This is a genomic window from Marinobacter adhaerens HP15 (genome assembly GCF_000166295.1).
Taxonomy (GTDB): domain Bacteria; phylum Pseudomonadota; class Gammaproteobacteria; order Pseudomonadales; family Oleiphilaceae; genus Marinobacter; species Marinobacter adhaerens.
Map to the genome: position 1 here is coordinate 4,367,149 of NC_017506.1, position 23,492 is coordinate 4,390,640.

General features: G+C 56.0%; 20 protein-coding genes and 1 pseudogene. 8 read left to right on the top strand and 13 right to left on the bottom strand.

Translation table 11 applies throughout. From position 1 onward, the window contains the following. Nucleotides 1-8 precede the first annotated feature (8 nt). The 3 genes from HP15_RS20390 to HP15_RS20400 form a co-directional block, all read right to left on the bottom strand. Entirely contained in the window at nucleotides 9-815 is an 807-nt protein-coding gene (locus HP15_RS20390) for a substrate-binding domain-containing protein (RefSeq protein WP_041645991.1), read from the bottom strand. Between the two features lie 69 nt (nucleotides 816-884). Next, complete coding sequence (locus tag HP15_RS20395; protein WP_014579241.1) at nucleotides 885-1,628, bottom strand: ABC transporter ATP-binding protein; 744 nt, start codon at nucleotides 1,626-1,628, stop codon at nucleotides 885-887. Further along, nucleotides 1,625-2,323: an ABC transporter permease gene (locus tag HP15_RS20400; RefSeq protein ID WP_014579242.1), complete on the bottom strand. Its 699-nt coding sequence runs from the start codon at nucleotides 2,321-2,323 to the stop codon at nucleotides 1,625-1,627. The genes HP15_RS20395 and HP15_RS20400 overlap by 4 nt, the downstream gene beginning before the upstream one ends. Before the next feature lie 118 nt (nucleotides 2,324-2,441). Here HP15_RS20400 and HP15_RS20405 point away from each other — a divergent pair, with 118 nt between their 5' ends. Then, nucleotides 2,442-3,326, top strand: a complete 885-nt coding sequence (locus HP15_RS20405; RefSeq protein ID WP_041645993.1) for a helix-turn-helix transcriptional regulator — start codon at nucleotides 2,442-2,444, stop codon at nucleotides 3,324-3,326. Nucleotides 3,327-3,364: 38 nt separating this feature from the next. After that, the gene (locus HP15_RS20410) at nucleotides 3,365-4,495 is read left to right on the top strand and encodes a putative sulfate/molybdate transporter (protein WP_014579244.1); all 1,131 of its coding nucleotides are present in this window, start codon (nucleotides 3,365-3,367) and stop codon (nucleotides 4,493-4,495) included. Between the two features lie 10 nt (nucleotides 4,496-4,505). Here HP15_RS20410 and HP15_RS20415 read toward each other — a convergent pair whose 3' ends face one another. After that, a complete protein-coding gene (locus HP15_RS20415; RefSeq protein ID WP_206076538.1) occupies nucleotides 4,506-6,188 on the bottom strand; it encodes an FAD-binding oxidoreductase in 1,683 nt (560 codons plus the stop codon). 151 nt (nucleotides 6,189-6,339) lie between these two features. Here HP15_RS20415 and HP15_RS20420 point away from each other — a divergent pair, with 151 nt between their 5' ends. Next, nucleotides 6,340-6,732, top strand: coding sequence for a glutaredoxin family protein (locus HP15_RS20420; protein ID WP_014579246.1), 393 nt, complete (start codon nucleotides 6,340-6,342; stop codon nucleotides 6,730-6,732). A gap of 41 nt (nucleotides 6,733-6,773) precedes the next feature. Here the strand turns inward: HP15_RS20420 and HP15_RS20425 are convergent, their stop codons facing one another. The 6 genes from HP15_RS20425 to HP15_RS20450 all read right to left on the bottom strand — a co-directional run bounded on the left by HP15_RS20425 (nucleotide 6,774) and on the right by HP15_RS20450 (nucleotide 12,879). Further along, on the bottom strand, nucleotides 6,774-7,319 hold the full coding sequence (locus HP15_RS20425; protein ID WP_228732823.1) for a MarR family winged helix-turn-helix transcriptional regulator: 546 nt from the start codon (nucleotides 7,317-7,319) through the stop codon (nucleotides 6,774-6,776). Nucleotides 7,320-7,327: 8 nt separating this feature from the next. Beyond that, entirely contained in the window at nucleotides 7,328-8,467 is a 1,140-nt protein-coding gene (gene aliB / locus HP15_RS20430) for a cyclohexanecarboxyl-CoA dehydrogenase (protein WP_014579248.1), read from the bottom strand. A gap of 24 nt (nucleotides 8,468-8,491) precedes the next feature. Next, nucleotides 8,492-9,274: an enoyl-CoA hydratase-related protein gene (locus HP15_RS20435; protein WP_014579249.1), complete on the bottom strand. Its 783-nt coding sequence runs from the start codon at nucleotides 9,272-9,274 to the stop codon at nucleotides 8,492-8,494. 32 nt (nucleotides 9,275-9,306) lie between these two features. Next, the gene (locus HP15_RS20440) at nucleotides 9,307-10,074 is read right to left on the bottom strand and encodes an SDR family NAD(P)-dependent oxidoreductase (RefSeq protein WP_041645996.1); all 768 of its coding nucleotides are present in this window, start codon (nucleotides 10,072-10,074) and stop codon (nucleotides 9,307-9,309) included. A 35-nt stretch (nucleotides 10,075-10,109) separates the two neighbouring features. After that, entirely contained in the window at nucleotides 10,110-11,774 is a 1,665-nt protein-coding gene (locus HP15_RS20445) for an AMP-binding protein (RefSeq protein WP_041646483.1), read from the bottom strand. A gap of 208 nt (nucleotides 11,775-11,982) precedes the next feature. After that, entirely contained in the window at nucleotides 11,983-12,879 is an 897-nt protein-coding gene (locus tag HP15_RS20450) for a LysR family transcriptional regulator (protein WP_041645997.1), read from the bottom strand. A gap of 144 nt (nucleotides 12,880-13,023) precedes the next feature. On the opposite strand from HP15_RS20450, the pseudogene HP15_RS20455 reads away from it, so the two are divergent. Beyond that, a pseudogene (locus HP15_RS20455) lies at nucleotides 13,024-14,999 on the top strand (alkyl/aryl-sulfatase). Continuing rightward, nucleotides 14,996-16,624, top strand: a complete 1,629-nt coding sequence (locus HP15_RS20460; protein WP_014579255.1) for a GMC family oxidoreductase — start codon at nucleotides 14,996-14,998, stop codon at nucleotides 16,622-16,624. Before HP15_RS20455 ends, HP15_RS20460 begins: the two are co-directional and overlap by 4 nt. A gap of 184 nt (nucleotides 16,625-16,808) precedes the next feature. Here the strand turns inward: HP15_RS20460 and HP15_RS20465 are convergent, their stop codons facing one another. The 3 genes from HP15_RS20465 to HP15_RS20475 are packed head-to-tail and all read right to left on the bottom strand — an operon-like array spanning nucleotide 16,809 to nucleotide 21,346. Further along, the gene (locus tag HP15_RS20465) at nucleotides 16,809-18,380 is read right to left on the bottom strand and encodes an EAL domain-containing protein (RefSeq protein WP_014579256.1); all 1,572 of its coding nucleotides are present in this window, start codon (nucleotides 18,378-18,380) and stop codon (nucleotides 16,809-16,811) included. Nucleotides 18,381-18,395: 15 nt separating this feature from the next. Continuing rightward, nucleotides 18,396-20,054, bottom strand: coding sequence for a putative bifunctional diguanylate cyclase/phosphodiesterase (locus HP15_RS20470; RefSeq protein WP_014579257.1), 1,659 nt, complete (start codon nucleotides 20,052-20,054; stop codon nucleotides 18,396-18,398). Nucleotides 20,055-20,059: 5 nt separating this feature from the next. After that, nucleotides 20,060-21,346 carry a GGDEF domain-containing protein gene (locus HP15_RS20475; protein WP_169702195.1) on the bottom strand — a complete coding sequence of 429 codons (1,287 nt, stop codon included), beginning with the start codon at nucleotides 21,344-21,346 and terminating at the stop codon, nucleotides 20,060-20,062. 258 nt (nucleotides 21,347-21,604) lie between these two features. Between HP15_RS20475 and HP15_RS22425 the strand changes: the two genes are divergently transcribed. From HP15_RS22425 to HP15_RS20485, 3 genes are all read left to right on the top strand, one after another. Next, the gene (locus HP15_RS22425) at nucleotides 21,605-21,844 is read left to right on the top strand and encodes a hypothetical protein (protein ID WP_169702196.1); all 240 of its coding nucleotides are present in this window, start codon (nucleotides 21,605-21,607) and stop codon (nucleotides 21,842-21,844) included. Between the two features lie 179 nt (nucleotides 21,845-22,023). Then, the gene (locus HP15_RS20480) at nucleotides 22,024-22,803 is read left to right on the top strand and encodes a hypothetical protein (RefSeq protein WP_014579259.1); all 780 of its coding nucleotides are present in this window, start codon (nucleotides 22,024-22,026) and stop codon (nucleotides 22,801-22,803) included. Nucleotides 22,804-22,897: 94 nt separating this feature from the next. After that, on the top strand, nucleotides 22,898-23,485 hold the full coding sequence (locus HP15_RS20485; protein ID WP_014579260.1) for a hypothetical protein: 588 nt from the start codon (nucleotides 22,898-22,900) through the stop codon (nucleotides 23,483-23,485). The last annotated feature ends 7 nt before the right edge of the window (nucleotides 23,486-23,492 follow it).

The following is a 23,492-nucleotide window of genomic DNA, read 5'->3' on the forward strand; positions in this document are numbered from 1 at the left end:
GATTTGTCCTACTGGGCGTTCGGGAAGAACAGTTGCTGCCCGTCTACCTTGAAGTCGGCAATTGCCTTTTGTCCATCGTCGGACAGCAGCCAGTTATGCCATTTTGCGGCCATCTCATGCTTGAGATGCGGGTGCTTCTCTTCAGAAAGCAGCAGGCTGCCGTACTGGTTGAACAGCACTTTGTCACCTTCGAAGAGCAGCTTCAGGTTCTGGCGGTTTTCAAATGCGACCCAGGTTGCGCGGTCTGACATCACATAGGCATCCATGGCGGCGGCAGTGTTGAGGGTGGGCCCCATGCCGCTGCCCAGTTCGCGATACCAGCTGCCGCCCGGTTCAATACCGGCACTTTCCCACAGGCGAAGTTCTGCACGGTTGGTGCCACTGTCGTCACCACGAGAGGCAAACGGTGCCTCTGCTTCAGCAATGGCAGACAGCGCTTCAGCGGCGGTCTTCGCTGCGCTGATGTTGGCCGGATCATCGGCAGGGCCAATTAATACAAAGTCGTTGTACATCACGTCGGCCCGCTCTGTGGCGTAGCCGTTCTCCACAAAACGTTTCTCGCCTGCGGTGTCGTGTACCAGAAGGCTGTCGGCATCACCACGGCGAGCGATTTCGAAGGCCTGGCCGGTACCAACGGCGACAACGCGCACTTCGATGCCAGTGGCGTCCTCGAACTTTGGCAGGATCGAATCAAACAGGCCCGAGCTCTCAGTTGAGGTTGTCGAGGCCAGCGTTATGTAATCTTCGGCGTGGGCGCTGAAGGCCAGGCCCATGGTAGTGACGGCTGCAAGAACCAGATTAAGGGTCTTTTTCATCTTGTTATCTCCATCTTGGGTTTCATTCATCGGGTGAGCAGTGGATTGGTCGGGTTTTATGGTGGCGCATCAGGCGACAAGTTCACCGGAAATAAAAGCTTGTGCCTGGCGCGACACCGGCGTTTCAAAAAACACGTCTGCAGGCGTGTGCTCCTGTACCTGGCCACCAGAGAGAAACAGAACGTCGCCGGCAAGCCGCCTGGCCTGGTGCAGGTCATGGGTTGTCATCACAATGCGTGTGCCCTGGTCATGAAATTCCTTAACGGCGGTTTCCACGGCCTTTATCGCAGCGGGGTCCAGTGCGGAGGTGGGTTCATCCAGAAACAGCACTGCCGGTGAAAGCGACCAGGCACGTGCCAGTGCCAGGCGTTGTTTCTCGCCGCCGGACAGCACCCGCGCAGGCGTGTCGGCGCAGGAGGAGAGGCCAAACCGGGCCAGGGCTTCGAGAGCCAGCTCTGTGCGCAGCTTGCGTGGCACATTGTTGACCGCCAGTGCGTGCCGGAGGTTGGCCAGCGCCGAACGGCGCAAAAGGATTGGCGTCTGAAAAACCATGGCCTGGCGGGGCGCACTGGCGCCTGACCAGCTCACGGCGCCCTCCGTCGGTGTCAGCAGGCCGTGCGCCAGTCGCAGCATGAGGCTCTTGCCGGCGCCATTGGGGCCCATTACCAGCGTGGGGCCGGGGCCATCGAGCGTGAACGAGCAGGGACCAAAAAGCCGGTGCCCGAAAGGGTTGAACTCAACGTTTTCAAAACGCAGCGAAGGGGGTGCGCTGAGCTCGATCGAATTGTTGAGAGGCACGTTCAACGAAGTCATTCCATGCGCCTTTTTGCCATTTCACTCAGAATGTAGGCCGTTGCGTTGATGGCCATAACCAGGGTCAGGAGCACGATGCCCAGACCCAACGCCAGGGGCAGGGCGCCCTTGCTTGTTTCCAGCACGATGGCTGTGGTCATGACCCGCGTTACACCATCAATGTTGCCGCCAACCATCATCACGGCGCCTACTTCGGCGCTGGCCCGCCCGAACCCTGCGAGCAGAACGGTCAGCAGGGCGAAGCGGGCATCCCACAGCAGGGTGGGCATCATGCGCGCCCTGGACATGCCCAGAGAGACAAACTGTTCCCGGTATTCACCAAGCAACTCCTCCACTTTTTGCCGGGAAAGCGCAGCGAGAATAGGCAATACCAGAATCACCTGCGCAATCACCATGGCGCCGGGCGTGAACAAAAGCCCCAGCTCCCCGAGAGGCCCGGCCCGCGACAGCAGAAGGTAAACGCCAAGCCCGGCCACAACCGGAGGTAATCCCATGAGCGCATTCAACGCCACAATTACCCCGCCGCGCCCGGGGAACTGCCACAACGCGACTGCCGCACCGAGCGGAAAACCCAGCGTTGCCGCGATCAGGACTGCCAGAAGCGAAACCTGCAGCGAAAGCACCACGATCTGGTACAGCGAGGCGTCGAGATTCACCAGTAGCGACAGCGCTACGTAAAACGCATTATCTTCCACAGCAGCGTCTCCTTAGTGTTGAGCATCGTGGCGTTTTTAACTACGCTTTGCACAGCCTGCTGAAAAATATGCAGCCAAAAACAGTCTGGTGCTTTTGCCCGATCCGCCGGAGAAACCGATGTCCCTTCCCGCCTATCTCACTACGGCCGAGGCCGCCGAGTATCTGCGCCTGAAAGAACGCAAGGTCTACGATCTGGTCAGCCAGGGTGTCATTCCCTGTGTGCGAATTACCGGAAAGCTATTGTTCCCACGCCAGCGTATTGATTTGTGGCTGATGAACCATCTGGAAGGGGACGACGCGATCAGTGCGCCAACCCCGCCGGTGCTGGTGGGTAGTCAGGACCCGCTGCTCGAATGGGCGGTAAAGGAGAGCAACGCAGAGCTGGCCATGTTGTGCCAGGGAAGCGGTGATGGGGTGCAGCGGCTGGTCGATGGTCGGGCCATGCTCGCGGGTATGCATATCTGGCACGCCGAGAGCGAGCGTTATAACGATCCGGCAACCCTGGGTTTGACCGGGATGCGAGACCTGGTGCTGATTCGTTGGGCCAAGCGACAGCAGGGCCTGCTCCTGGCGCCGGGCAATCCCCACAAACTGACACAACTGGAGGATATCGCGCGGCCCGGTCTTCGCCTGGCCCATCGACAGCCGGATGCCGGTGTCAGTCATCTGTTGCAGAGCCTGCTTGCCCGCCATCGTATCGAGGGCAGTCAGCTGACCTGGGCCGAGCATCCTTCACTCAGCGAGGATGATCTGGCCCTGGCCATTCGCCAGGGGGAGGCGGACGTGGGCATAGGTATAGAAGCGGCGGCAAGGCGGCAGGGCCTGGCGTTTATCCCGCTGCAGCAGGAGCATTTTGACCTGGCCATGCGCCGGCGTCATTACTTCGAACCCGCCATGCAGCGATTGCTGGCTTTTGCCCGCAGTGAACGATTTGTTCAGCGAGCGGAGGCATTGGGTGGTTATAATATCAGTGAGCTTGGAAACGTTGTGTACAACGCCTGAGCAAAAATAATAAACAGGCAGATCAAGCAGGGGCCTGCATGGGGTCAATCGGAAACAGAACTGTCAAAGAGTTCAGCGGCGCTTTGGGAGACATTGGTACCCTGCTGCCACTGAGCCTTGGTGCTATTGGCGTGGCCGGGCTGGCGCCGGTACCGGTTCTGCTGGGGTTTGCCCTCTTCTATATCGCCACCGGTCTGTATTATCGACTGCCGGTGCCTGTGCAACCCATGAAAGCGGTGGCCGCGCTTCTTCTTACCACCCAGGTCAGCGCCCAGAGCCTCGTTGCCAGTGGTGTTCTGATCGGCGCGATTCTTCTGATTCTCGGTTCAACCGGGTGGATCAACCGGGCTGCGCGCCTGGTACCGGGGTCGGTGTTGAGCGGCCTGCAGTTGGGGCTGGGGTTGTTGTTGGCCAGCATGAGCCTGGAACTGATGACTACCTCTTTGCCGTTGGGGCTCCTGGTCCTTGCGTTGCTGGCCGTCACCCTGAAACTTTTCCCCAGTTGGCCTGCGGCATTGCTTGGTCTTGCCGTGGCGATGGTTCTCGGTGCGCTGCTGGGCTCCCCCGGGCTACCGCTACCCGCCGATCCGGCGATTTTCTCGATGCCGGAGCTGCCCTCAATGGATGACTGGCAGCAGGGATTTTCCATCCTGGTGCTGCCACAACTGGCGCTGACCATCACCAACGCGATCGTTCTGACGGCCCTGGTGGTCGGGGATTATTTCGGCGACCAGTCCCGGGTTTCGCCTGCGCGTCTTTCCGTTACAACCGGCCTGGCCAACCTGTGCCTGGTTCCGTTCGGTGCCTTGCCCATGTGTCATGGCGCTGGCGGTGTTGCAGCACACTATCGGTTCGGTGCCCGCACGGGCATTGCGCCGGTCCTGCTGGGCGTGGGTTTGCTTCTGGTGGCAATCGTACCCGGCGGGTTGTCGTTTATCGCGGCTGTACCCGCGGCCGGTCTTGGCGCCTTGCTCATGGTCGCAGCTGTTGAGCTTGGCCTCACCAGGCGTCTCTGGACCGCGAAACCATCCTGCTGGCCGGTGATCGGAATCACCGCACTGATTACCTTCTGGGCCGACCCGTTTTTCGGATTCCTGGCCGGGGTGGCGGCGGAGACGTTCCGGACTGCCTGGTTGCGGGGACGATTCAACGGTGTGCATCAGGACTGAGAGAGCTGCCTCAGTCTCCCAATACCCCCCGAATGCCAACGTTTTTATCCTGCGGATCAAACAAAGCGCCCGGATTCAGGATGCCCTGAGGATCCAGGAAGTGCTTGCCCGCCGCCAGGGTCTGACGAAACAGCGGTGATGTCTGCTGCTCATAGCCAAAGCGATGATCCCGGCCAACGGCGTGGTGATGGGTGACGGTAGCGCCTTGCTCGGCCAGCACTTCCATGGAGATGCGCTTGAGCTGTTTCCACTTTTCCAGGGCTTTGCCCAGATCGCCGGTGGTGTCGCCCACGCAATAAAAAGTGAAATAGGGTGCGGGACCGTCCGGGTAAACGTGAGTAAAACGGCAGGAAAAGGAAAACGGACGTTGCGTGATCTCCCTAAGCGCGGTCTCCATGGTGGATTTTACCGCCTTGTAGAGCTCCGGGAACTTGTCCCAGGTAATCGCGGTTTCGAAGGTGTCGGCAATCATGCCCATGGCTGTCAGGCGGTTACGCCAGTAGGGCATGCGAATAAAAGCATTACGCCACGACTCGGCCTCGCTGGCCCCTTTCTCTGAATGATCCGGGTTATAGGAAATGCCATCTTTTTGCAGAACGCCGCCATGCTCCTCGGCAATAGCAACGGCCCTTTCGATTTTCTGGTCTTGGGGATGGTCTGCGGATTCGAAGCCAAGAACCAGAACGGCGCAAGGCCTGTCAGCAATCCGGTTGATGATCACTTCGGCTTCATCGAGCAGGCGGCAGTTGGATGGAAACAAGCCCGATTGCGCAATCTGCCGGACCGCATCGACGCCTTTCATAAAACCGTCAAACCGCACCGAGGCCGTTGCTCTCCAGGTGGGACGGTGCTGCAGTCGCATGGTTGCCTCGGTAATGATGCCCAGGGTTCCCTCCGAACCACAGATCATGCGATCTGCCGAGGGACCGGCACCTGAGCCGGGCAAGGCCCGGGTCTCGATAATGCCTTTGGGCGTGATCAGCCTGGTTGCTTCCACCATGTCTTCAATGTGGGTGTAGACGGTCGCAAAGTGCCCGCCAGCGCGTGTGGCGAGCATGCCTCCCAGGCTCACAAAGGGAAAGCTCTGCGGATAGTGGCGCAGCGTCAATCCGTGCTGTTTTAACTGCCGCTCAAGATCCGGGCCTTTGATACCAGCCTGAATCCGTGCCCGGCGGCTGACCGGATCGATCTCCAGAATCCGGTCCAGGTTCTCCATATCAACGCTGATGGTCGCCCGGTAGCTGTCGCCAACATCGGGCTCAACGCCGCCACAGACGCTGGTGCCGCCACCAAAGGGGATAAGTGCAATGTTGTTTGCGGCCGCATAGCTGAACAGTTGCTGGATGTCGTCTTCGGTTTTGGGAAAGGCAACGGCGTCGGGCGGATTATGTACTTGCCGCATCAGCATCCGGGCCATATCGGCGTAGGACTTTCCGTAGCTGTGCACCAGACGGTCGTAGGGCGTCGTGGAAATAATGTCTGACAGGTGCTCGGGAATCGTTGGTAATCGGGACGCGGGAAGCTCGAAGTCTTCAACCGCTGGTGGCTCAATCTCCACCAGACCTTCCGGTACAAACATTTTCGTGACCGTTTCGATCATGGCATGTTCGTCCGGGTGCAGATCCTCGTCCTCATAGCCCCAGCCCCAGAACCGCAGGGGTTTGCGAAGTGACTTGGTGCCGGATTCAGGCATCTGGTTCTCCATCTGTGAAGGGGCTGCCCCGTTACTCTGAACACTTCATCCTTTGAAATGATATCCTCGTACACCACTATCAGACACGCAAATAAATCCTGAATGCCGCTATCCTTCAGGCCACCTTTAATGAGGAGTTCGAGCCTTACCCATGAAAGTTATTATTCGTTATTTTTTCCGCACCCTGCGTCTGGTACTGACGCCCTTTATGCTACTCAGCGAAAAGCTCAGCACGCCAGAGAGCGTGAATCGAAGCGCTGAAGAGCAGGCCCGTGTCGATGAAGCCAGCAAGGATCTCGCCCTTTACCAGTTCAAGGCTTGCCCGTTCTGTATCAAGGTAAGAAAGGAAATTGCCAGGCTGGGTCTCAACATCGAAACCCGCGACGCCCAGCATGACCCGGAGCATCGTGCGGCGTTGGAAGCCGGTGGGGGTCGTGTCAAAGTGCCCTGCCTGAAGATTCGGCATGAGGATGGCAGTGCAGGTTGGTTGTACGAGTCTGGTGAGATCAAGGCATGGTTGCAGGAGCGGTTTGAGCCGGCCTGAGTGCGTTTATTGATGGAGTGGGCCTGGTCAGCCACTCAGCATCATTTCTCCGGAATGGTCGACTCCAGTGAAATGTCGATAAGCTCATGCTGAAGCTTTTTCAGAAGGTGAAGCAGGCTGACACCGTCATCAAAACTCATCCCTTGCATGGCCTGTCTGTAGAACTCGGCAATCGAGTCTTGCAGCCGGTCCCAGAAAAGCCGACCAGACTCGGTCAGAACGACCAGTCTGGCTCGGCGATCCTGGGGGTCCGGTATCCGGACGACATGCCCGTCCCGCTCCATTCGTTTGAGCACTCCGTCGAGGTTTTGTCGACTGACGTAGAGGTACTCTTTCAGTTGATTGAATGAGGTGCCGTCTTCGAAGCCTTCCCGCGACAGTGCGCCCAGAACCGCCCACTGCACGGCGCTGATGCCCATTTCATTCTGAACCTGGCGCTGGAGAATGTTTCCGGTCTGGAACAGGCGGAAAAACAGGCGGTTGGGTATGCCTCCGGATTCATTGACGATCATCTGCACTCCTGTAATGCCCTGCTGGCGGCTGAACCGGTGAGGGCGGTTTTCGGCGTCCTGAATCACGGAAGGCATGGGACGCGTCACTTTGGCAGGTATTCGCGGGCGATAATGTTTTTCATGATCTGCGCGGTACCGTCACCTATCTGAAGGCCCAGAACATCCCTCAACCGTTGGGCGAAAGGCAGATCCTCACCCCATCCGGTATGGCCATGGGCCAGCAGGCACTGTTTGACCACGTCGAAGGCGAGCTTTGGCCCCCACCACTTGTTCATGGCTGCTTCTGCGTTGTGGGGCCGATTGTTGTCCTTGAGCCAGAGCGCATGGTAGCACTGCATGCGGGCCGCATGAACATAGGTCTGGTATTCGGCCAGCGGGTGGGTCAGACCCTGGAATGCAGACAGGTTCTGGCCGAAGGCGGTACGCTCGGTCAGCCACTGCCAGGTTTCATCCAGGGACTGCTGGGCCACCGCCAGGCATTGCAGGCCGATCAGGGCGCGGCTGTAATCGAAACCCTGCATCACCTGTTTGAAGCCTTTGCCCTCGTCGCCCATCATCTGGCTGGCGTGAACTTCCACGTTATCGAAGAAGATGGAGCCGCGGCCGATAGCGCGCTGGCCGTTGTCTTCGAAGCGGGTTGTGGTAATGCCCGGGCTGTCCATCGGAACCAGAAACGCGCTGATGCCGGAAGCGCGCTGTTCCACCGTCCCGGTGCGGGCAAACACCACCGCCACATCGGCCTGGTCGGCCATGGAGATGGAGGTTTTTTCGCCGTTGAGCACGTAGACGTCGCCCTTTTTCTCCGCTTTCAGACGCAGGTTGGCAGCGTCGGAGCCCCCGTGGGGTTCGGTCAGCGCGATACAGGCTACTTTCTGGCCGCTGGTCATACCGTGCAACCATTCTTTGGCAAGGTCGGGCGCGGCGTGGCTCGCGATAATCTGGCCGTTGAGGGAAGTCAGAAGGGGAATGTAGCCAACGTTGAAATCCCCTTTTGAGATCTCCTCGATGATCAGGCCGCTGGTAACACAGTCCATGCCGCTGCCGCCGAATTCCTCCGGTAGCTCGCCACCGAGCAGTCCCATCTCGCCGAGTTGGCGGATGACGTCCTTTTCGATAATCCCTTCCTGGTCTCGCTTGCGATAGCCCGGAGCCAGAACCTCGGCACTGAAGCGGGCCACAACCTCGCGAATCGCGTTCTGTTCTTCATTGAAACCGAAATTCATGATGCTCTCCGGGCTATCTGGCCGTTACTTGTAGTACTTGCGGAATTCCGGCTTGCGCTTTTCCAGGAAGGCGTTCACGCCTTCTTTGGACTCGTCGGTGTCGTAGTAGAGGCTCAGGGCCTGCATGCCGAGGGCGCCGATACCGGCAATGTTGTCGCTGTCGGCATTGAAAGAGCGCTTGGCGATGGAAATGGCCGTTGGGCTTTTTTCCAGGATTTCCTCGCACCACTTCTGCACTTCCTCGTCCAGTTGCTCTGGCGGAACCACGGCGTTGACCAGGCCCCACTCCAGCGCCTGCTGAGCGGAATACTTGCGGCACAGGTACCAGATCTCCCGGGCCCGTTTCTCGCCCACGACTCGGGCCAGGTAGGCGGTGCCAAAGCCGGGGTCCACTGAACCCACTTTGGGGCCGACCTGGCCGAAGATGGCGGTTTCCGAGGCAATGCTCAGATCACAGATCACGTGCAGCACGTGGCCGCCCCCGATGGCGAAGCCATTGACCCGGGCGATCACCGGTTTTGGCACTTCGCGAATGGTGCGCTGAAGCTCTTCCACCGGCAGGCCGATCAGGCCACGGCCGTCGTACTGGCCCTCGTGTGCGCCCTGGTCACCGCCGGTGCAGAACGCTTTTTCACCGGCGCCCGTGAACACGATGACGCCGATATCCTTGTTCCAGCCGGCGCGGTTAAACGCGTCCAGCAGTTCCATGCAGGTCTGTCCCCGGAAGGCGTTGTAGCGGTCCGGCCGGTTGATGGTGATGGTGGCGACGCCGTTGTTTTCGTCGTATAGGATGTCTTCGTAAGTCATGGTCCGTTCTCCTGAATCGTGTAACGGGTTGCTTAGCCGGCCATGGTCAGGCCGCCGGATACGCTGATCACCTGGCCAGTGATGAAGTTGGCGTCGTCACTGGCGAGCAGGGCGATGAGGCCGGGGTAGTCCTCCGGTTGGGCCAGGCGCTTCATGGGCACCGCGTTGCGGAAGGCTTCAAGCAGCTTCTCCGGGTTTGGGGCGGTTTCTGCCACGCCCTTGAGCAAGGCGGTGTCGGTGGGGCCGGGGCAGACCACGTTCAGACACACATTCTTGGTGGCCAGCTCCCGCGCCACGGTCTTGCTGAAACCCACCAGGCCGGCCTTGCAGGCGGCGTAGACGGATTCTCCGGATGAGCCCACCCGGGCCGCGTCGGAGGCGACGTTGATCACCTTGCCGCCGCCGGCAGCAATCATTCCTGGCAGCACGACATGGTGCATGTTCAGGGCGCCGGTGAGGTTCACAGCGATCAGCTGGTCCCAGAGTTTCGGCTCGGTCTTCAGGAATGGCATAAAGCGGTCGAAACCGGCGTTGTTGACCAGCACGGTGGGTACGCCCAGATCGCTTTCGATGGCGGCCACGGTGTCAGTGATCATGGCGTAATCGGTGATGTCGGCGGCGTAAGCTTTTGCCCGGCCTCCAGCTTCGGTAATCAGGTCTGCCGTGGCCCGGGCGGTGCTTTCGTCGCGGTCCAGCACCGCCACCAGGCTGCCTTCCTCAGCAAAGCGCAGGCACACGGCACGACCAATGCCGCCACCGCCACCGGTCACGATGACTGTTTTTCCCTCGAGGCCTCTCATGATGACTTGCTCCTGTTGTTGTGAGATCAATGGGATTAATGGTGTTTGTTCGGTTCCAGGCGAACGTTTCTGGCCTGCTCGCGCAGTTTGAATTTCTGGATCTTTCCGGAGGCCGTTCGAGGCATGGCCTCGATCACTTCCAGGTATTCAGGCAGGTAGTTTTTGGACAGTTGCTGTTCGGTCAGGTAGGTCTTGACCTGTTCCAGGGTCAGGTCGGTGGCGTTCTCATCCAGGGTGACATAGGCGCACAGGCGCTCACCCAGGCGTTCGTCCGGGCAACCGACCAGGGCGACATCGACAATGCCCGGGAACTTGTAGAGCAGGTTCTCTACCTCCACTACGGGAATGTTCTCACCGCCTCGAATCACCACGTCCTTGGTTCGGCCGGTGATGCGGATGTAGGCGTCTTGATCCATGCGAGCGAGGTCGCCGGTGTTGAACCAGCCGGATTCGTCCACGCCATAGAGTTCGGGGCGTTTGAGATAACCGACAAACAGGCTGGAGCCGCGAACCAGCAGGCTGCCTTCTTCACCGGCAGGCAGTTCGTTGCCCTGGAAATCGGTGACTTTCACTTCCATGAAGGGCATGGCCTTTCCGTCGGACTGGCTGGCCCGCTCGGCTGGATCTTCCGGGCAGGTCATGGTGACAGCGCCGTTTTCGGTCATGCCCCAGGCGGAGACGATCTTTGCCTTCAGTACCTTGCCGGCCTGCTCAACCACGGCGCTCGGGATCGGTGCGCCGGCGGAGACGAAGATCCGCAGGGAATCCAGTTCACCTTCGTGCTTGGGTGCGGTCTTGACCAGATCGGCCAGGAACGGAGTGGCGGCCATGGTGAAGGCCGGCTTTTCGGCACCAATCACCTTGCAGACATAGTCCGCGTCCCAGATGTCTTGCAGGATGGCAGTGGTGCCCAGATAGACGGGCATCATGATGCCGTACATGAAGCCCGTCTGGTGGGCCAGGGGGGAAGCCATCAGTACCTTGTCATCGGAAGTCAGGTGCAAGCGGTCGGCGTAGGGTCGAACATTGGAAAACAGCGTGTTGGAGGTATGCATTACGCCTTTGGGCTCACCGGTGGTGCCAGAGGTGTAGAGGATCTGGATCGCATCGTCGGCGGTGAGTTGGCGTTCTGCGAACAGGCTCGTGATGTCCTGCTGTTTTTCCCAGGGCGTCTCCATCAGGCGTTGTTCGAAGCTGCGTTCACCTTCTCCGCCGATGACCAGCAGCGTTTCCAGAGCCGGCAACTCCCCGCGAATACCGTCAACCATCGCCTCGTAGTCAAAGTCCCGGAAGACCTTTGGAATCACCAGCAGTTTGGCTTCGCCATGCTTGAGCATAAAGCGGAGCTCCCGCTCACGGAAAATGGGCATGAGCGGATTCAGGATGGCGCCGATGCGCATGCAGGCCAGATGCAGGGCCGTGGTCTGCCACCAGTTGGGTAGCTGGCAGGCCACCACTTCCCCCTTTCCGATGCCCATAGCCGCCAGGCCCGCTGCCATGCGAGTGACTTTGTCATTGAGTTCTCGATAGGTGAGGGCGTTGCGGGTGTCGCTGGTGACCTGATAACCGACGATGGCTTCCCTGTCCGGGGTGCTGGCGACCGCTTGGTCGAAGTAGTCGGTAATGATCTTGTCGTTCCACGCGCCGCTTTTGATCATCGCGGCACGGCGTTCCGGATTAAGAGTGATGCCTGTATCCATCTTTTTCACCTGTTCGTTCCGGTTTTTGTTATTAAAAGGCCTGGCTGAAGCTGAAATCTGGTCCAGCCTCATTAGCTTCACAATACGCCTCGCCAAAATAATATGTCAACATGTTGCTTTAAAAGTGCAAGGCGATGGCCATTTCCTTTGCCAGTTATTCTCAGGTGTTCAATACGTTAGACAGGACGACGGATGCCGCGATGGTGGTTCATTGAAGATTTGCAAATTCCAGAATCAAGGCGCGCAATTTACCTGCCGCCGGTGAAAGCGGTCTCCCGCAGCGTTGCAAGACACCATAACGGGTCCGAAGAGTTTCAATCCCGGTTACAGAAACGGTTGTCACCTTTCCGCTTTCAAGCAAGTCAGCCACGATAGGCCTGGGCGCAATACTGATGGCCTTGCTGCCGGTAACAATGGCCGCGAGCATGGCAATATTGTCGCATTCTATTCTCCGTTTAAGCCCGCCTTGTTGGGCGCTCATGGCCTGGATATTCCGTTCCATATCTTCAGGAACACGGGTCATGGCCAGGGGATAATCGAGCAAATCGCCCCAAACGACCCCTTTTTTCCGGGCCAACGGGTGATCATGGCGACAAAACACAACAACCTCGGGCTGCGGCAAATGGGTAATGTCCAGGTCCGGATCGCCAGACAATTCGCCGGTATCGGCCACAAACAGCTCTATCTCATGATCCAGCAGCGCAAGGCGTAAGTCCTGCCAGTTATCTGTTCGAATGTTGAGGCGGATTCCCGGGTATTGATCCACAAACCGGGCACAGACCTTATCCATCAGGGCCAGCGCCGGATAGGGGCCAGTTCCGATACTCAATTCGCCTGTCTCAAGCTCGTCGATGGCCTCGACTTCCTGCCTTAAAGATTCTGCCGCGGCCAGCAGGCCCCGGACATGAGGCAGAGCGGCCCGCCCATGTGCGGTTAAAACCACTCCGAAGCGCCCCCGATCGAACAGTCTTGCCCCGAGTTGGCGTTCCAGTTCCTGGATGCTGCGGCTTAACGCCGGTTGAGACAGGTGCACGACCTCAGAGGCGCGAGCAAAACTGCCGCACTCAACCAACGCCATGAAGTGCCGGATGTGTCGTGTGTCCATGGCACTATATCTATGCGTTTTGCGCATGTTAAGTCAAGAAACATTGCATTGGATGAACGGAACACCTCGCTTCAAACTGCAGTTACGTGGCGCACGATTCAAAACCAACAAAACCCAGGTGCCGCCAAAAAGAGGAGATTCCGCATGCTACCCCTATTCAAGAAGGCCATGCTGGCAGCGTTAGGTGCCGGTTTGCTGTTCCCGGCGATCGCTCAGGCCGAAACCTCCAAGCCGGCAACTGCGGTGACAGCAAAGGTTAACCAGGCAGTCCTTAACGAGCTGCCGTTTGCTGACACGCGATCATTTGAGGATGCGCGCCGTGGTTTCGTGGGTGCGCTGCCGAATGGTCGGGTAGTGGACGAAGAGGGGCATGTGGCCTGGGACATGGAGCCCTACGCCTTCCTCAATGGTGATTCAGCGCCGGATTCCGTTAACCCAAGCCTGTGGCGCATGGCGCAGTTGAATGCGATCCATGGGCTGTTCGAGGTGGTGGATGGCATGTACCAGGTCCGCAACATGGATCTGTCCAATATGACCATCATCGAGGGCGACAGCGGCCTGATCGTTATTGATCCCCTGCTTACGCCCGCCACGGCCCGCGCCGGTCTGGAACTCTATTACCAGCACCGAAGCAAAAAGCCCGTTGTGGCCGTGCTTTATACACACAACCATGCGGATCATTTCGGGGGTGTGAAAGGTGTGGTTAATGAGGAGGATGTTCGGGCCGGGAAGGTGCGGATCTATGCTCCGGAGGGGTTCATGGAGCATGCCATTGCAGAGAACGTGATCGCCGGCAATGCGATGACCCGTCGTGCCACCTACCAGTTTGGCGCCGGCTTGCCTCCAGGGGTTAGAGGTCATGTTGACACCGGACTTGGCAAGGCATTGGGTAGTGGCGGGCTCAGCCTCATTGCACCCACGGATACGGTACCTGACAACGCCAACCTGACCATTGATGGCATTGATATTGAGTTCCAGATGGCCCACGGCACCGAAGCCGAATCTGAGATGATGATGTATTTCCCCCAATTCAGGGTGCTCAACACCGCCGAGATCACCAGCCAACACCTGCATAACATCTACACCATCCGCGGAGCCGCGATTCGGGACGCCAATTCCTGGTCCAAATTTATCGATAAGGTGCTGGTTCGCTTCGCCGACCGCGCGGAGATTCTGGTGGCCCAGCATCACTGGCCGATCTGGAACCCGGAAGACATCACGCATTTTCTGGAAGTTCAAAGGGACCTGTACAAACATATCCATGATCAGACGGTTCGTATGATGAACCGTGGCATGTTGCCCGGGGATATTGCTGAAAACCTGCAGTTGCCTGAAAGCCTGAACCAGGAATGGTCAGCGCGCGGTTATTACGGAACCGTCAGCCACAATGCCCGCGGTGTATATCAGCGCTACATGGGCTGGTATGACGCCAATCCCGCCAACCTAAACCCTTTGCCACCTCGTGAAGAATCGAGACGCACCATTGATTACATGGGCGGCGAGGCGGAAGTGCTCCGAAAGGCCCGTACAGACTTTGCCGACGGCGACTATCGCTGGGTGGCATCAGTAATGCGACATCTCGTTTATGCCAACCCTGAAAACCGTGAAGCGCGCGAACTCGGGGCGGACGCTCTCGAGCAGCTTGGCTATCAGGCTGAGGCAGGCACCTGGCGCAGTGCCTACCTTGTTGGCGCGCACGAATTGCGCCACGGCGTGATTACACCGAAACATGTGGGGCTGCAGCCAGACCTGATGCAGGCGCTGGAAACCAGCATGTTTTTTGATGCCATGGGGTAAGGATTGACCCGGAAAAAGCGGCCGGAAAGCACCTGGTGATCAACTGGTCCATCACCGACAAGAGCGAAGATTATCGGCTGAACCTCCAGAACGCCACGCTGACCCATCGGTCGGGGGAGCTGGACGAGCATGCCCACGCCAGCGTGAGTATGTCCCGAGCGGTTCTGGACAATATCCTCCTGCAAAAAACAAGTTTCCCGGAGGCGGTGCAGGCCGGCGATATCCAGGTTGAAGGATCAGTGGACGCCTTCTTTGGCCTGCTGCAAATGCTTGAGCAGCCGCCATCAAACTTCGCCATCATTGAACCGGTGGCGGTGCAATGATCTACAACAGCTTTGATTACATCGTCGTCGGTGCTGGCTCTGCCGGCTGTGTACTGGCAGACCGCCTGTCAGCCGACGGCCGATATTCTGTCTGCGTGCTGGAGGCCGGGCCCGGCAAGGGTTCGTTCACAATCCGGACGCCGGGCGCTTTTGCTGCCCACATGTTCATCAAGACATACAACTGGGCGTTCAACGCCCGACCCGACCAGCAACTGCGTGGTGGCCAGCCTCTGTTTACCCCTCGTGGCAAGGGGCTTGGGGGGAGTTCGTTAATCAACGGTATGTTGTATGTGCGGGGCCAGAAAGAGGATTACGACGAGTGGGAGGCTCTGGGTAATGAAGGCTGGGGCTATGCCGAGATGTTGCCTTACTTCCTGAAATCGGAACACCACGAGACACTGGCCGGAACGCCTTATCATGGCAAGGGCGGCAACCTTTATATCGGTGCCCCGGAAACGGCCGAATATCCGATGTCTGGAGCCTTCGTTGATGCGGCCCGGCAGACCGGTTTTCCCTACAGCAGTGATTTTAACGGCGCCGAACAGGAAGGTGTGGGGTATTTCCATCTGAACATCAAAAACGGCCGCCGGTTTGGTGTCGCCGATGCGTACCTGAAGCCCGCGATGAGCCGCCAGAACCTCACCGTGCTTACCGAAGCGCGAGTCAAAAAACTGGTGCTCGAGGGGAATCGGGCCGTTGCAGTTGAGCTTCGCCACAAAGACAGCGACCTTGTCTTGAATGCGAACCGGGAGATCATCCTGAGTGGTGGAGCTATCAATTCACCACAGTTGCTTCAGCTTTCCGGCATCGGGGATCACGATGCGCTGGAAAGCCTCGGTATCCGGTGCCGGCACGAATTACCGGGAGTGGGCAAGAACCTCCAGGAGCACGTGGATGCCTGTGTGCTGGTCTCAAGCCGGAAAAACAACGGCTTCACGGCCTCGCTCGGCGGCCTGCTGAAAATGGTCCCGGATACCATCCGATACTTCCTCAGTAAACGGGGCAAGCTCGCTAAATCCATCACCGAGGCTGGCGGTTTTATCAAATCCAGTGACAGCGTTAATCGCCCGGATGTTCAGCTCCACATGCTGCCGCTGCTGTTTGATGATAGCGGTCGGGACCTGAAACTCATGTCCAACCCAGGTTATTCAGTGCATGTCTGTGTGCTGCGGCCGAAGAGCTCAGGCACCGTAACCATAACGTCGGCCGATCCGTTTGCAGCGCCGGAAATCGACTACAACTTCTTTGCCGATCCCGATGACTGCAAAGTCATGGTGGATGGTATCCGCCAGGCCCGCCGGATTCTCGCGGCGAAGGCCTTTGACGATTATCGGGGTGAGGAACTCCACCCGGGCGCAGATCGCCAGTCTGACGAGCAGATCATCGAAAAGGTGAAGGAAAAGGTGGGCCTGGTATACCACCCGGTGGGCACCTGCAAAATGGGAACTGACAGGATGGCGGTCGTGGACCCACAACTCAGGGTGCACGGGCTAGGGGGCCTCCGTGTGGTGGACGCGTCCATCATGCCACGGCTGATTAGCGGCAATACCAACGCGCCTACGATTGCCATCGCCGAAAAGGCTGCTGACATGATTCTCGAAACGGCGGCAGGTTCCGACACCTGATCGAAAGGTTTATTCACTGGCATTAAGTGGCATCCACGGTCCGGTGGGCATTCTCCGTGTCATTTCACAGAGAACTGCGCCCAGCAGCTCAGATCACGAAGCGGATAGGAGGTCGGGCAGGAGTGCCACATATGTGTAGGCACAGGAAGTGCCCCAGCGTTTGCGAACGTAAAAACATCAAGGTTCAGACAAAGCGGTCCCAGGGAACAGCGTCCTCCTGGAACGGTCGGGCAATCAGGTAGCCCTGCACTTCATCGCTCCCGACTTTTTTGACTAATTTGAGCTGATCCTTTCTTTCAATATTCTTCAGAATAACGCGCACGTCCACTTCGCCAAGGCGTGCTTTGATTATTCTCAATTGATCCTGCTCGTGTGCTTCGCGGGCCTTCCAGGAAAGCAAACCTGCATCAACCTTGATGGCATCGAAGAAATCCACACCCGCGGGGTTAAAGAGATTGAAATGCTGAGAGCCATAGCCATCGATGACAATTTCAACGCCGAGTTTCCGGATGGCTGCAAGTGTCTCGGGGGAAGTTGCCAGTGCACGCTTGAATGCCGATTCGTCGATCTCTATTCCGAGTCTGGATGCCCTGATTCGACTGGTGGAGAGCCTTTGGCGCAGATGCATCAGCATTTCCTCCGAAAACAGCTCTCTTGTGCTCAGATTGATTGATACTGCGACATTTTTGCCCTTGTCGATTCGGGCCTCCATAAGCTGAATGACCTGATCGATCACCCATATATTGAACGGGAGTGACAAGCGGGTGTTTTCAATGAAAGCCAGGAATGATCTGGGGTACAGCGTTTTCCCGCCGCGATCCCAGCGAACCAGGGCTTCCATACCGGTGAAGCGCCCGGACATGGTGTCCAAACGTGGCTGGTATTCGAGAAACAGCTCCTGATTTTTCAGTGCCTTTCCGACATCATTGATGGTGACGCCTGCATCGTCAGATTTCCAAGACTGCCGAGTTTCAGTCGTTGAACTTTTCGAATCTGATGCTCCGGCCTGCTTCTCCCGTGCGGATTTTGAACCGGGCTGAAGCTGCCTGATATCTGCATCCAACAACAGGTCGGAGACATCTGAGCGATTGAAACCCTCCAGGAGCTCTTTAATTTCCTTCGCAGAGTACTTTTTGGATAGGACTGAAAAAATGAAATCTTCGTCAGTCACGGAATCCAGTTCTTTTGGGCCCTCGACGCGTTGGCTGACATGCCGGAAGAAATCCTCAAGCAACTGGGCCACAGTTTCTTTGCTGGTTATTTCAAGTAGGCTTTCAGCATTTTCAAACTTGATGAGGTATTTCTTTCGGTCCGGGTCGACGTCATACCCATCGTCGCTTGACGATGTTTGCAGCTGAACACTGTGTTCGCTCGACCCCAGGGCAGCATCAGAGTCTTGAGGTGCGAGGGTGTGCACCATTTTACGAAAGAGCCCAATAACGAGAGCGATGACGATCAGCCAGAACAGGTAGACGATGTCTGCGAACAGATGCTCGCTGCTCGTCCTCAGGTGGTACAAGATGCCGAAAGTAACGATGCTGGTTGCAACGCCAGACGCCATCCCCAGAATGGCCGAGGCCACCACAACAGGGGCCAGCAAATAACTGATCAGAGCTACGCCGCTTTCGCTTGAAACGGAGAGCGCCCAAATAATCAAAAAGAACTGGCAGGCTGCCGCGAGTATGGTCAGGAGAATAACCCGATCCACTGACCATTTCTGGGTTGCAGCTGTGAGCGATATCAAAAAGCCGGTCATAAACTCGATCGTCGCTTAAAGAAAGTGGTCGATTTTTAGTGGCTTGGAGAAAAGATAGCCCTGGCCGATTGTGACACCCTCCTCAAGGAGGATTGCTGCCTGGTTTGCGTATTCAACGCCTTCAGCGATCACATCGAAACCGAATTGCTTTCCGAGGGATACAACAGAGCGAATGATGGCAAGATCATCATGATTGGACTGGTTCAGATTCATGACAAATTCCCTGTCAATTTTCACAACGGATGCTCCCAGGCGCCTGATGTAAGAGAGGCTGGAGTAACCGGTACCAAAGTCGTCGAGAATAATGTCAAAGCCTGCCTCTCGCAGAGCAGCCAGGTTCTTCGCTGCCGACTCGTATCCGTCGATTGAGAGGTTTTCAACGACTTCGAGGCTGACTTTCCCCTTCACATCACAGATAGCGGTTGCGGTATCAATGAACGCTTGGATGAACTCCCTGTCCAGCAGCGAGAAGGGCGACAGGTTCATCGAAACCTTGATGTCACCATAGCGCTCCCAGATATCTGGCAGATCATTGCAGATTTGCTCCAAAAGATTGAGCGTCAGCGCATTGATGTAGCCTGAGTTCTCACATAAAGGGATAAAGCGCCCGGGCGAGACAGTGCCGTGTTCCGGGTGGTCCCAGCGGGCAAGCGCTTCGAATCCAACGACATCCTGGGTCTCAAGGTTTAGCTGGGGCTGGTAGGCAACGTAAAACTCTTCCCCCTGAAGTGCCGTCGGTATATGTCCTGCCAGGAGCTGATCAGCCTGGGCGCGCCGCAAGTCGCTGTAGGTAAACTCAACGACACGATTTCGACCCTCGTCCTGCGACTGAGCCAAAGCGAAACTGCAAAAGCGAGTGCTTTCGTCAATCAGAGAGTAGGGCAGCCTGCTAATGAAGCCGCCGTTGAAGGTAAGTTGAAACATCTGCCCATCAATCCTTACCGGTCTCAGAGTGCTTTCGCAAAGACCTTCCAGCGTCTTGTCGAAGTCGTCTTCACCGTCTTCCTTTGAGGGTACAATGACGATGAATTCTCCCTCTCCAGCACGCGCGAGAATCGCCTCGTTGCAAAGCTGCATTTGCAACCGATCCCGAATTTCGAGAATGGCCGTGTCTGCCGCACTGTTACCCATAAACCCGCGCAGGTTCGCAAGGCCGTTGACGCTGATCGTACCCAAGGATATTGACGCCTGCTCTTCAGGTTTATTCATCGCTCCCATTTTTATCAGCTCCACTGCCATGGCGGGAGTCGGTAACTGAGTCAAGTCATCGTATGGAAAGTGAAACGGGACGTTCCTGTTGTTGCGATCCAGATCCTTAATATCATTCTGGATACCCAGGTAATGAGTCACAGACCCTTTTCCGTTGCGAATCGGTGTCAGGTAGAGGTCGTTCCAGAAAGCCGCGCCGTCCTTCCTGTAATTTTTGATGACGATGCGATGGGTTTTGCTTTGCGCAATCGCAGACTTGATGGAACCGATAACGGTCTGACTGGTTTCTTCTCCCTGAAGAAAGCGACAGTTCTTGCCCATGATTTCCGGCCGCTCGTACCCGGTGAGGGAACAAAAAGCATCATTGCAGTAGATGATGGGGAAATCCTCTACGCAGCTGCTTATGACAATTCCGCTGTTCGAAGAATCAAAGCATTGAAGTGCAATGTCAGAAATCGATTCCATGCAAGTTACCCGTCAGTTTTGATGCCGTTTCTTCCTTCAGACTTTGCTTCATAAAGGAGCTGGTCTGCGTGTTTGAGGACTTTATTTGCGCTGCTTTGAACAGCGGAAAATTCAGAGATGCCCGCACTGAAAGTTAGTGCAACGTCTATGCCATCGATTGTCTGGAGTTTCGACCTGGTCTTCCTGAGTATTTTCTTTCCGACTTCCAGGGCAGATTGAACTCCGGTGTTCGGTAGAATAATCAGAAATTCTTCGCCGCCCATTCGACCGAAGGTATCGACCTTTCTGACATTCTTGCTCACCAAGTCTGAGAACTGGCGTAGCACAAGGTCACCGAAATCATGGCCATGCTCGTCGTTAATCGCCTTAAAGTTGTCAATGTCGATCAGAATCACGCTCGAACGTTCCTGGTAGCGGTCGAAGCGTTCAGACTGGTCGCGCAGGAACTCGCTGAGATATCGGCGATTAAAGACCCCGGTCAGGTAGTCCTTGCTTGCTACTTCTTTTAGCTCAAGCTCAAGGTTTTTTCTATCGTCTATAGCAATCGTGATGCCATTCCATGTCACGCTTCCGTTTGGTTGCAGTTTTGGAATGGCAGTCCCCTCAAACCACCGAGTTTTGCCTTTGACCGTTGTTCGGTATTCAGCTTTCCAGTGAGTCATCGTGCGCTTCGATTCGGCCAAACTCTCGCGAACAAAAGGCAGATCTTCGGGCTCGATAATATCGAACGCCAAGTCCGGGTTGGCCAGGAATTCCCTGTTTTCAATTCCGAAAAACTCTTTGGTTTTTATGCTGATATAAGAAAAGTAATGACTTGAATCCGGATACACTGTGTAAGAGAAAACGATGCCAGGTAATGAATCGGCGAAGTTTTCGAAAAACAGTTCTTTGGTTAGCCTGTCAGTCACATCTTTGAACGTTGCATAGCGACACGAAATTCCCTCCTTCGCGGAACTCTCGCAGACGGTTGTCTCCAACCACAGGATTTGTTCATCGCTCCCTATCAGCCGGCACAAAAACGTACCGTGATCATGAGCCATCGGTGGCCTTTTCGGGTCCAGCTTTTCGAGAAGCCTGGCGATGTCCTGTGGGGTCATCAATTCCGAAAGGTTAATTTCAGTGCCCCTTTTGGAAGGCCCCAAAAGACCATGGAATGCCTCGTTTACAAGGACTTTTTCTGTTGTAGCGTCCCACCGCATGGAGGCAACACTGTCAGTGAATTCGGACGGAAATTGACGATCAATTTCGAGCTTCGGCGCTGAGGGTCCCGGTACTGGAGATCTACCGGCCACGCTGTTTATCCATGTACGCGAGGTCCTTGTGTGTAGTGAAAAGTTGCACAGGCTACAGAAATAGGTACGCACGTCCTGTGGGTAGTTACCAGTATCGAGGTGCGACATTTTGTCGCAGTAGGTGGGTTCGTATTTTTATGAAGTCTTTAAGTGGTGTGCGAGATTCCACGCGGCTTCAATCAGTCAGAAACCATAGAGTCGTTTTATAGAGGGTTGTCGACCGCCCGGGTAGAGGGCTATTTCGATCAAAGGAGAGGTATGTTCATCCTCGGCATGGTGCTCGACTGCTGCCCTTGCGTATCTTTAGAAGTATGGATTTTAGGAGGTGCAATCATGCGATCGGGTCGCAAGATGTCCGTCAACGTGCTGCCCTCCAGAAGCCTTTCTCCAGGTACCGGTCTGAGCACGGTTTTTTCGCTTTTAAACAAAAGCGAACATTCGAGTCAGGGCTTTTATCCGGAGTCTCCAAGCCAATCACAGCCATTTCATCCAGTATGATGGGGAGAGCAAATGGTAGACGCTGAATGATTACATGGCAGAGATAGTCATGCTCGGCTAAGCTATTGTTTTATCAATTGATGTGCAGCGCGGTTGATGGCTCAAAGTCAGTAATAATGACGCAGTGAAATTTCTGCAATGATAAAGCGCGCTGCCTAATTGCTGTTAGGCACCATTTTATGTCAGTTACGAAACCATATCGCCGGACATGCCGCCAGTTTGTAGATGGCAGCTATGCGGAAGGTGGACGTTGGCAGTACCTTCTTCATAAAAAGTTCGCCAACGAGCCGCAGCACTTTATCCGAGCGTTTTTGATGCTCCAAGATGATTTGGAAGAGCTCTTTACGTTCATTGAGCCTGCGGATCAAAACCTGAACGCCTACTCGCATCGAACCCAACAGCTACTGACAAGGTGCTGCATTGAAATCGAAGCAAATTTGACAGCAATTTTGCTAGAGAATAACTATCCGAAAACTAGTAGTGACCTAACCATGAAGGATTACAAGTTGGTCGAGTTTTCACACCGGTTATCTCATTATCGGGTTCGAATACCAGGATGGCGCGGCACACAGGGAACAAGAATGCCGTTTTCGCCGTGGGGTGGATCTACTCAAGATCCTTTGCCTTGGTATCAGGCCTATAATCAAGCCAAGCATGACCGGCACGCTCACTTTCACCTGGCGACTTTTGATGTGTTATTGGATGCCATATGTGGACTAGCGGCACTTCTGGCTGCTCAGTTCCATCAAGAAGACTATTCACCACAAGAGAAAACACTTGGTGTCGGGGCTAGCTACAGTTACGACACCGATGATGGAATGTCGACGAGCATTGGGGGCTTCTTCAGAATCGAATTTCCAACAAATTATCCCTTTAGCGAGCGCTACGATTTTGATTGGGAAGCGCTTCGACAGTTGCCTGATCCGTTTGATGAATTCGATCACGCTGCTTATGCCTAACCAGTGCAGGCACGGCGACGCCCATTACATTGCGCCTTCGGCTCCATTTCACGGGCGCGCATGCTGCAAGCGTTATATGGATGGGGAGAAATGAGTGTCTAGGCAGGTTGCGCTAATTGCACGCTGGAATGAGAAAGCTACCGATTTAGGGACCCGGCTGCTGGCGCTTTCTTGTTTTGATAACAACCGCTTCGTCAATGGTCGGAATGCCATTGAGGACGATGTGATGTCCTTCGAGTCATTGAGCCTTGAGATCACTACCGAAGTTATCGATTTACTCCACGAGTATTGCTTTATTTTGCGCAAACTAATCGAAAGAGCGGATTGTGTGGCTCAAGCCAAAAAACTTTATCCGCACCAAGGCGAAGAATCTATCAGTATCAATAAAGACGGTCCTGATGAGCGAAAGGTAATGCTTTGCCAAAAGGATTTGTGGTGGATTTTGGGGAGGGTTATTCACTCTCAGTCTGTAGTGGTGCTGGGGGGAGACACCAATCTGCTTCGGGTATACGGTGATGGCAAAACTCGAAGCTACAGCGATGGCTATTGTTATGTTTCGGTCGAGTCGGATTTTGATAACGAGGTACAGCACATTCTCCACATTCCTTCGCTGGTCCACGTTTTTTCATTCTCGGCCCTAGCTATCGAGATAAAGGAAGTGGTACGCGAGAACACCATATAACCAAGGG

Excerpts from the sequence above, each read along its gene's own strand:
- HP15_RS20445 (WP_041646483.1), bottom strand. The coding sequence starts at position 11,774 with ATGGATACAGGCATCACTCTTAATCCGGAACGCCGTGCCGCGATGATC.
- HP15_RS20405 (WP_041645993.1), top strand. The coding sequence starts at position 2,442 with ATGTCCCTTCCCGCCTATCTCACTACGGCCGAGGCCGCCGAGTATCTG.
- HP15_RS20450 (WP_041645997.1), bottom strand. The coding sequence starts at position 12,879 with ATGGACACACGACACATCCGGCACTTCATGGCGTTGGTTGAGTGCGGC.
- HP15_RS20460 (WP_014579255.1), top strand. The coding sequence starts at position 14,996 with ATGATCTACAACAGCTTTGATTACATCGTCGTCGGTGCTGGCTCTGCC.
- HP15_RS20470 (WP_014579257.1), bottom strand. The coding sequence starts at position 20,054 with ATGGAATCGATTTCTGACATTGCACTTCAATGCTTTGATTCTTCGAAC.
- HP15_RS20410 (WP_014579244.1), top strand. The coding sequence starts at position 3,365 with ATGGGGTCAATCGGAAACAGAACTGTCAAAGAGTTCAGCGGCGCTTTG.
- aliB (WP_014579248.1), bottom strand. The coding sequence starts at position 8,467 with ATGAATTTCGGTTTCAATGAAGAACAGAACGCGATTCGCGAGGTTGTG.
- HP15_RS20390 (WP_041645991.1), bottom strand. The coding sequence starts at position 815 with ATGAAAAAGACCCTTAATCTGGTTCTTGCAGCCGTCACTACCATGGGC.
- HP15_RS22425 (WP_169702196.1), top strand. The coding sequence starts at position 21,605 with ATGTTCATCCTCGGCATGGTGCTCGACTGCTGCCCTTGCGTATCTTTA.
- HP15_RS20395 (WP_014579241.1), bottom strand. The coding sequence starts at position 1,628 with ATGACTTCGTTGAACGTGCCTCTCAACAATTCGATCGAGCTCAGCGCA.
- HP15_RS20435 (WP_014579249.1), bottom strand. The coding sequence starts at position 9,274 with ATGACTTACGAAGACATCCTATACGACGAAAACAACGGCGTCGCCACC.
- HP15_RS20415 (WP_206076538.1), bottom strand. The coding sequence starts at position 6,188 with ATGCCTGAATCCGGCACCAAGTCACTTCGCAAACCCCTGCGGTTCTGG.
- HP15_RS20480 (WP_014579259.1), top strand. The coding sequence starts at position 22,024 with ATGTCAGTTACGAAACCATATCGCCGGACATGCCGCCAGTTTGTAGAT.
- HP15_RS20425 (WP_228732823.1), bottom strand. The coding sequence starts at position 7,319 with ATGCCTTCCGTGATTCAGGACGCCGAAAACCGCCCTCACCGGTTCAGC.
- HP15_RS20420 (WP_014579246.1), top strand. The coding sequence starts at position 6,340 with ATGAAAGTTATTATTCGTTATTTTTTCCGCACCCTGCGTCTGGTACTG.
- HP15_RS20440 (WP_041645996.1), bottom strand. The coding sequence starts at position 10,074 with ATGAGAGGCCTCGAGGGAAAAACAGTCATCGTGACCGGTGGCGGTGGC.
- HP15_RS20465 (WP_014579256.1), bottom strand. The coding sequence starts at position 18,380 with ATGACCGGCTTTTTGATATCGCTCACAGCTGCAACCCAGAAATGGTCA.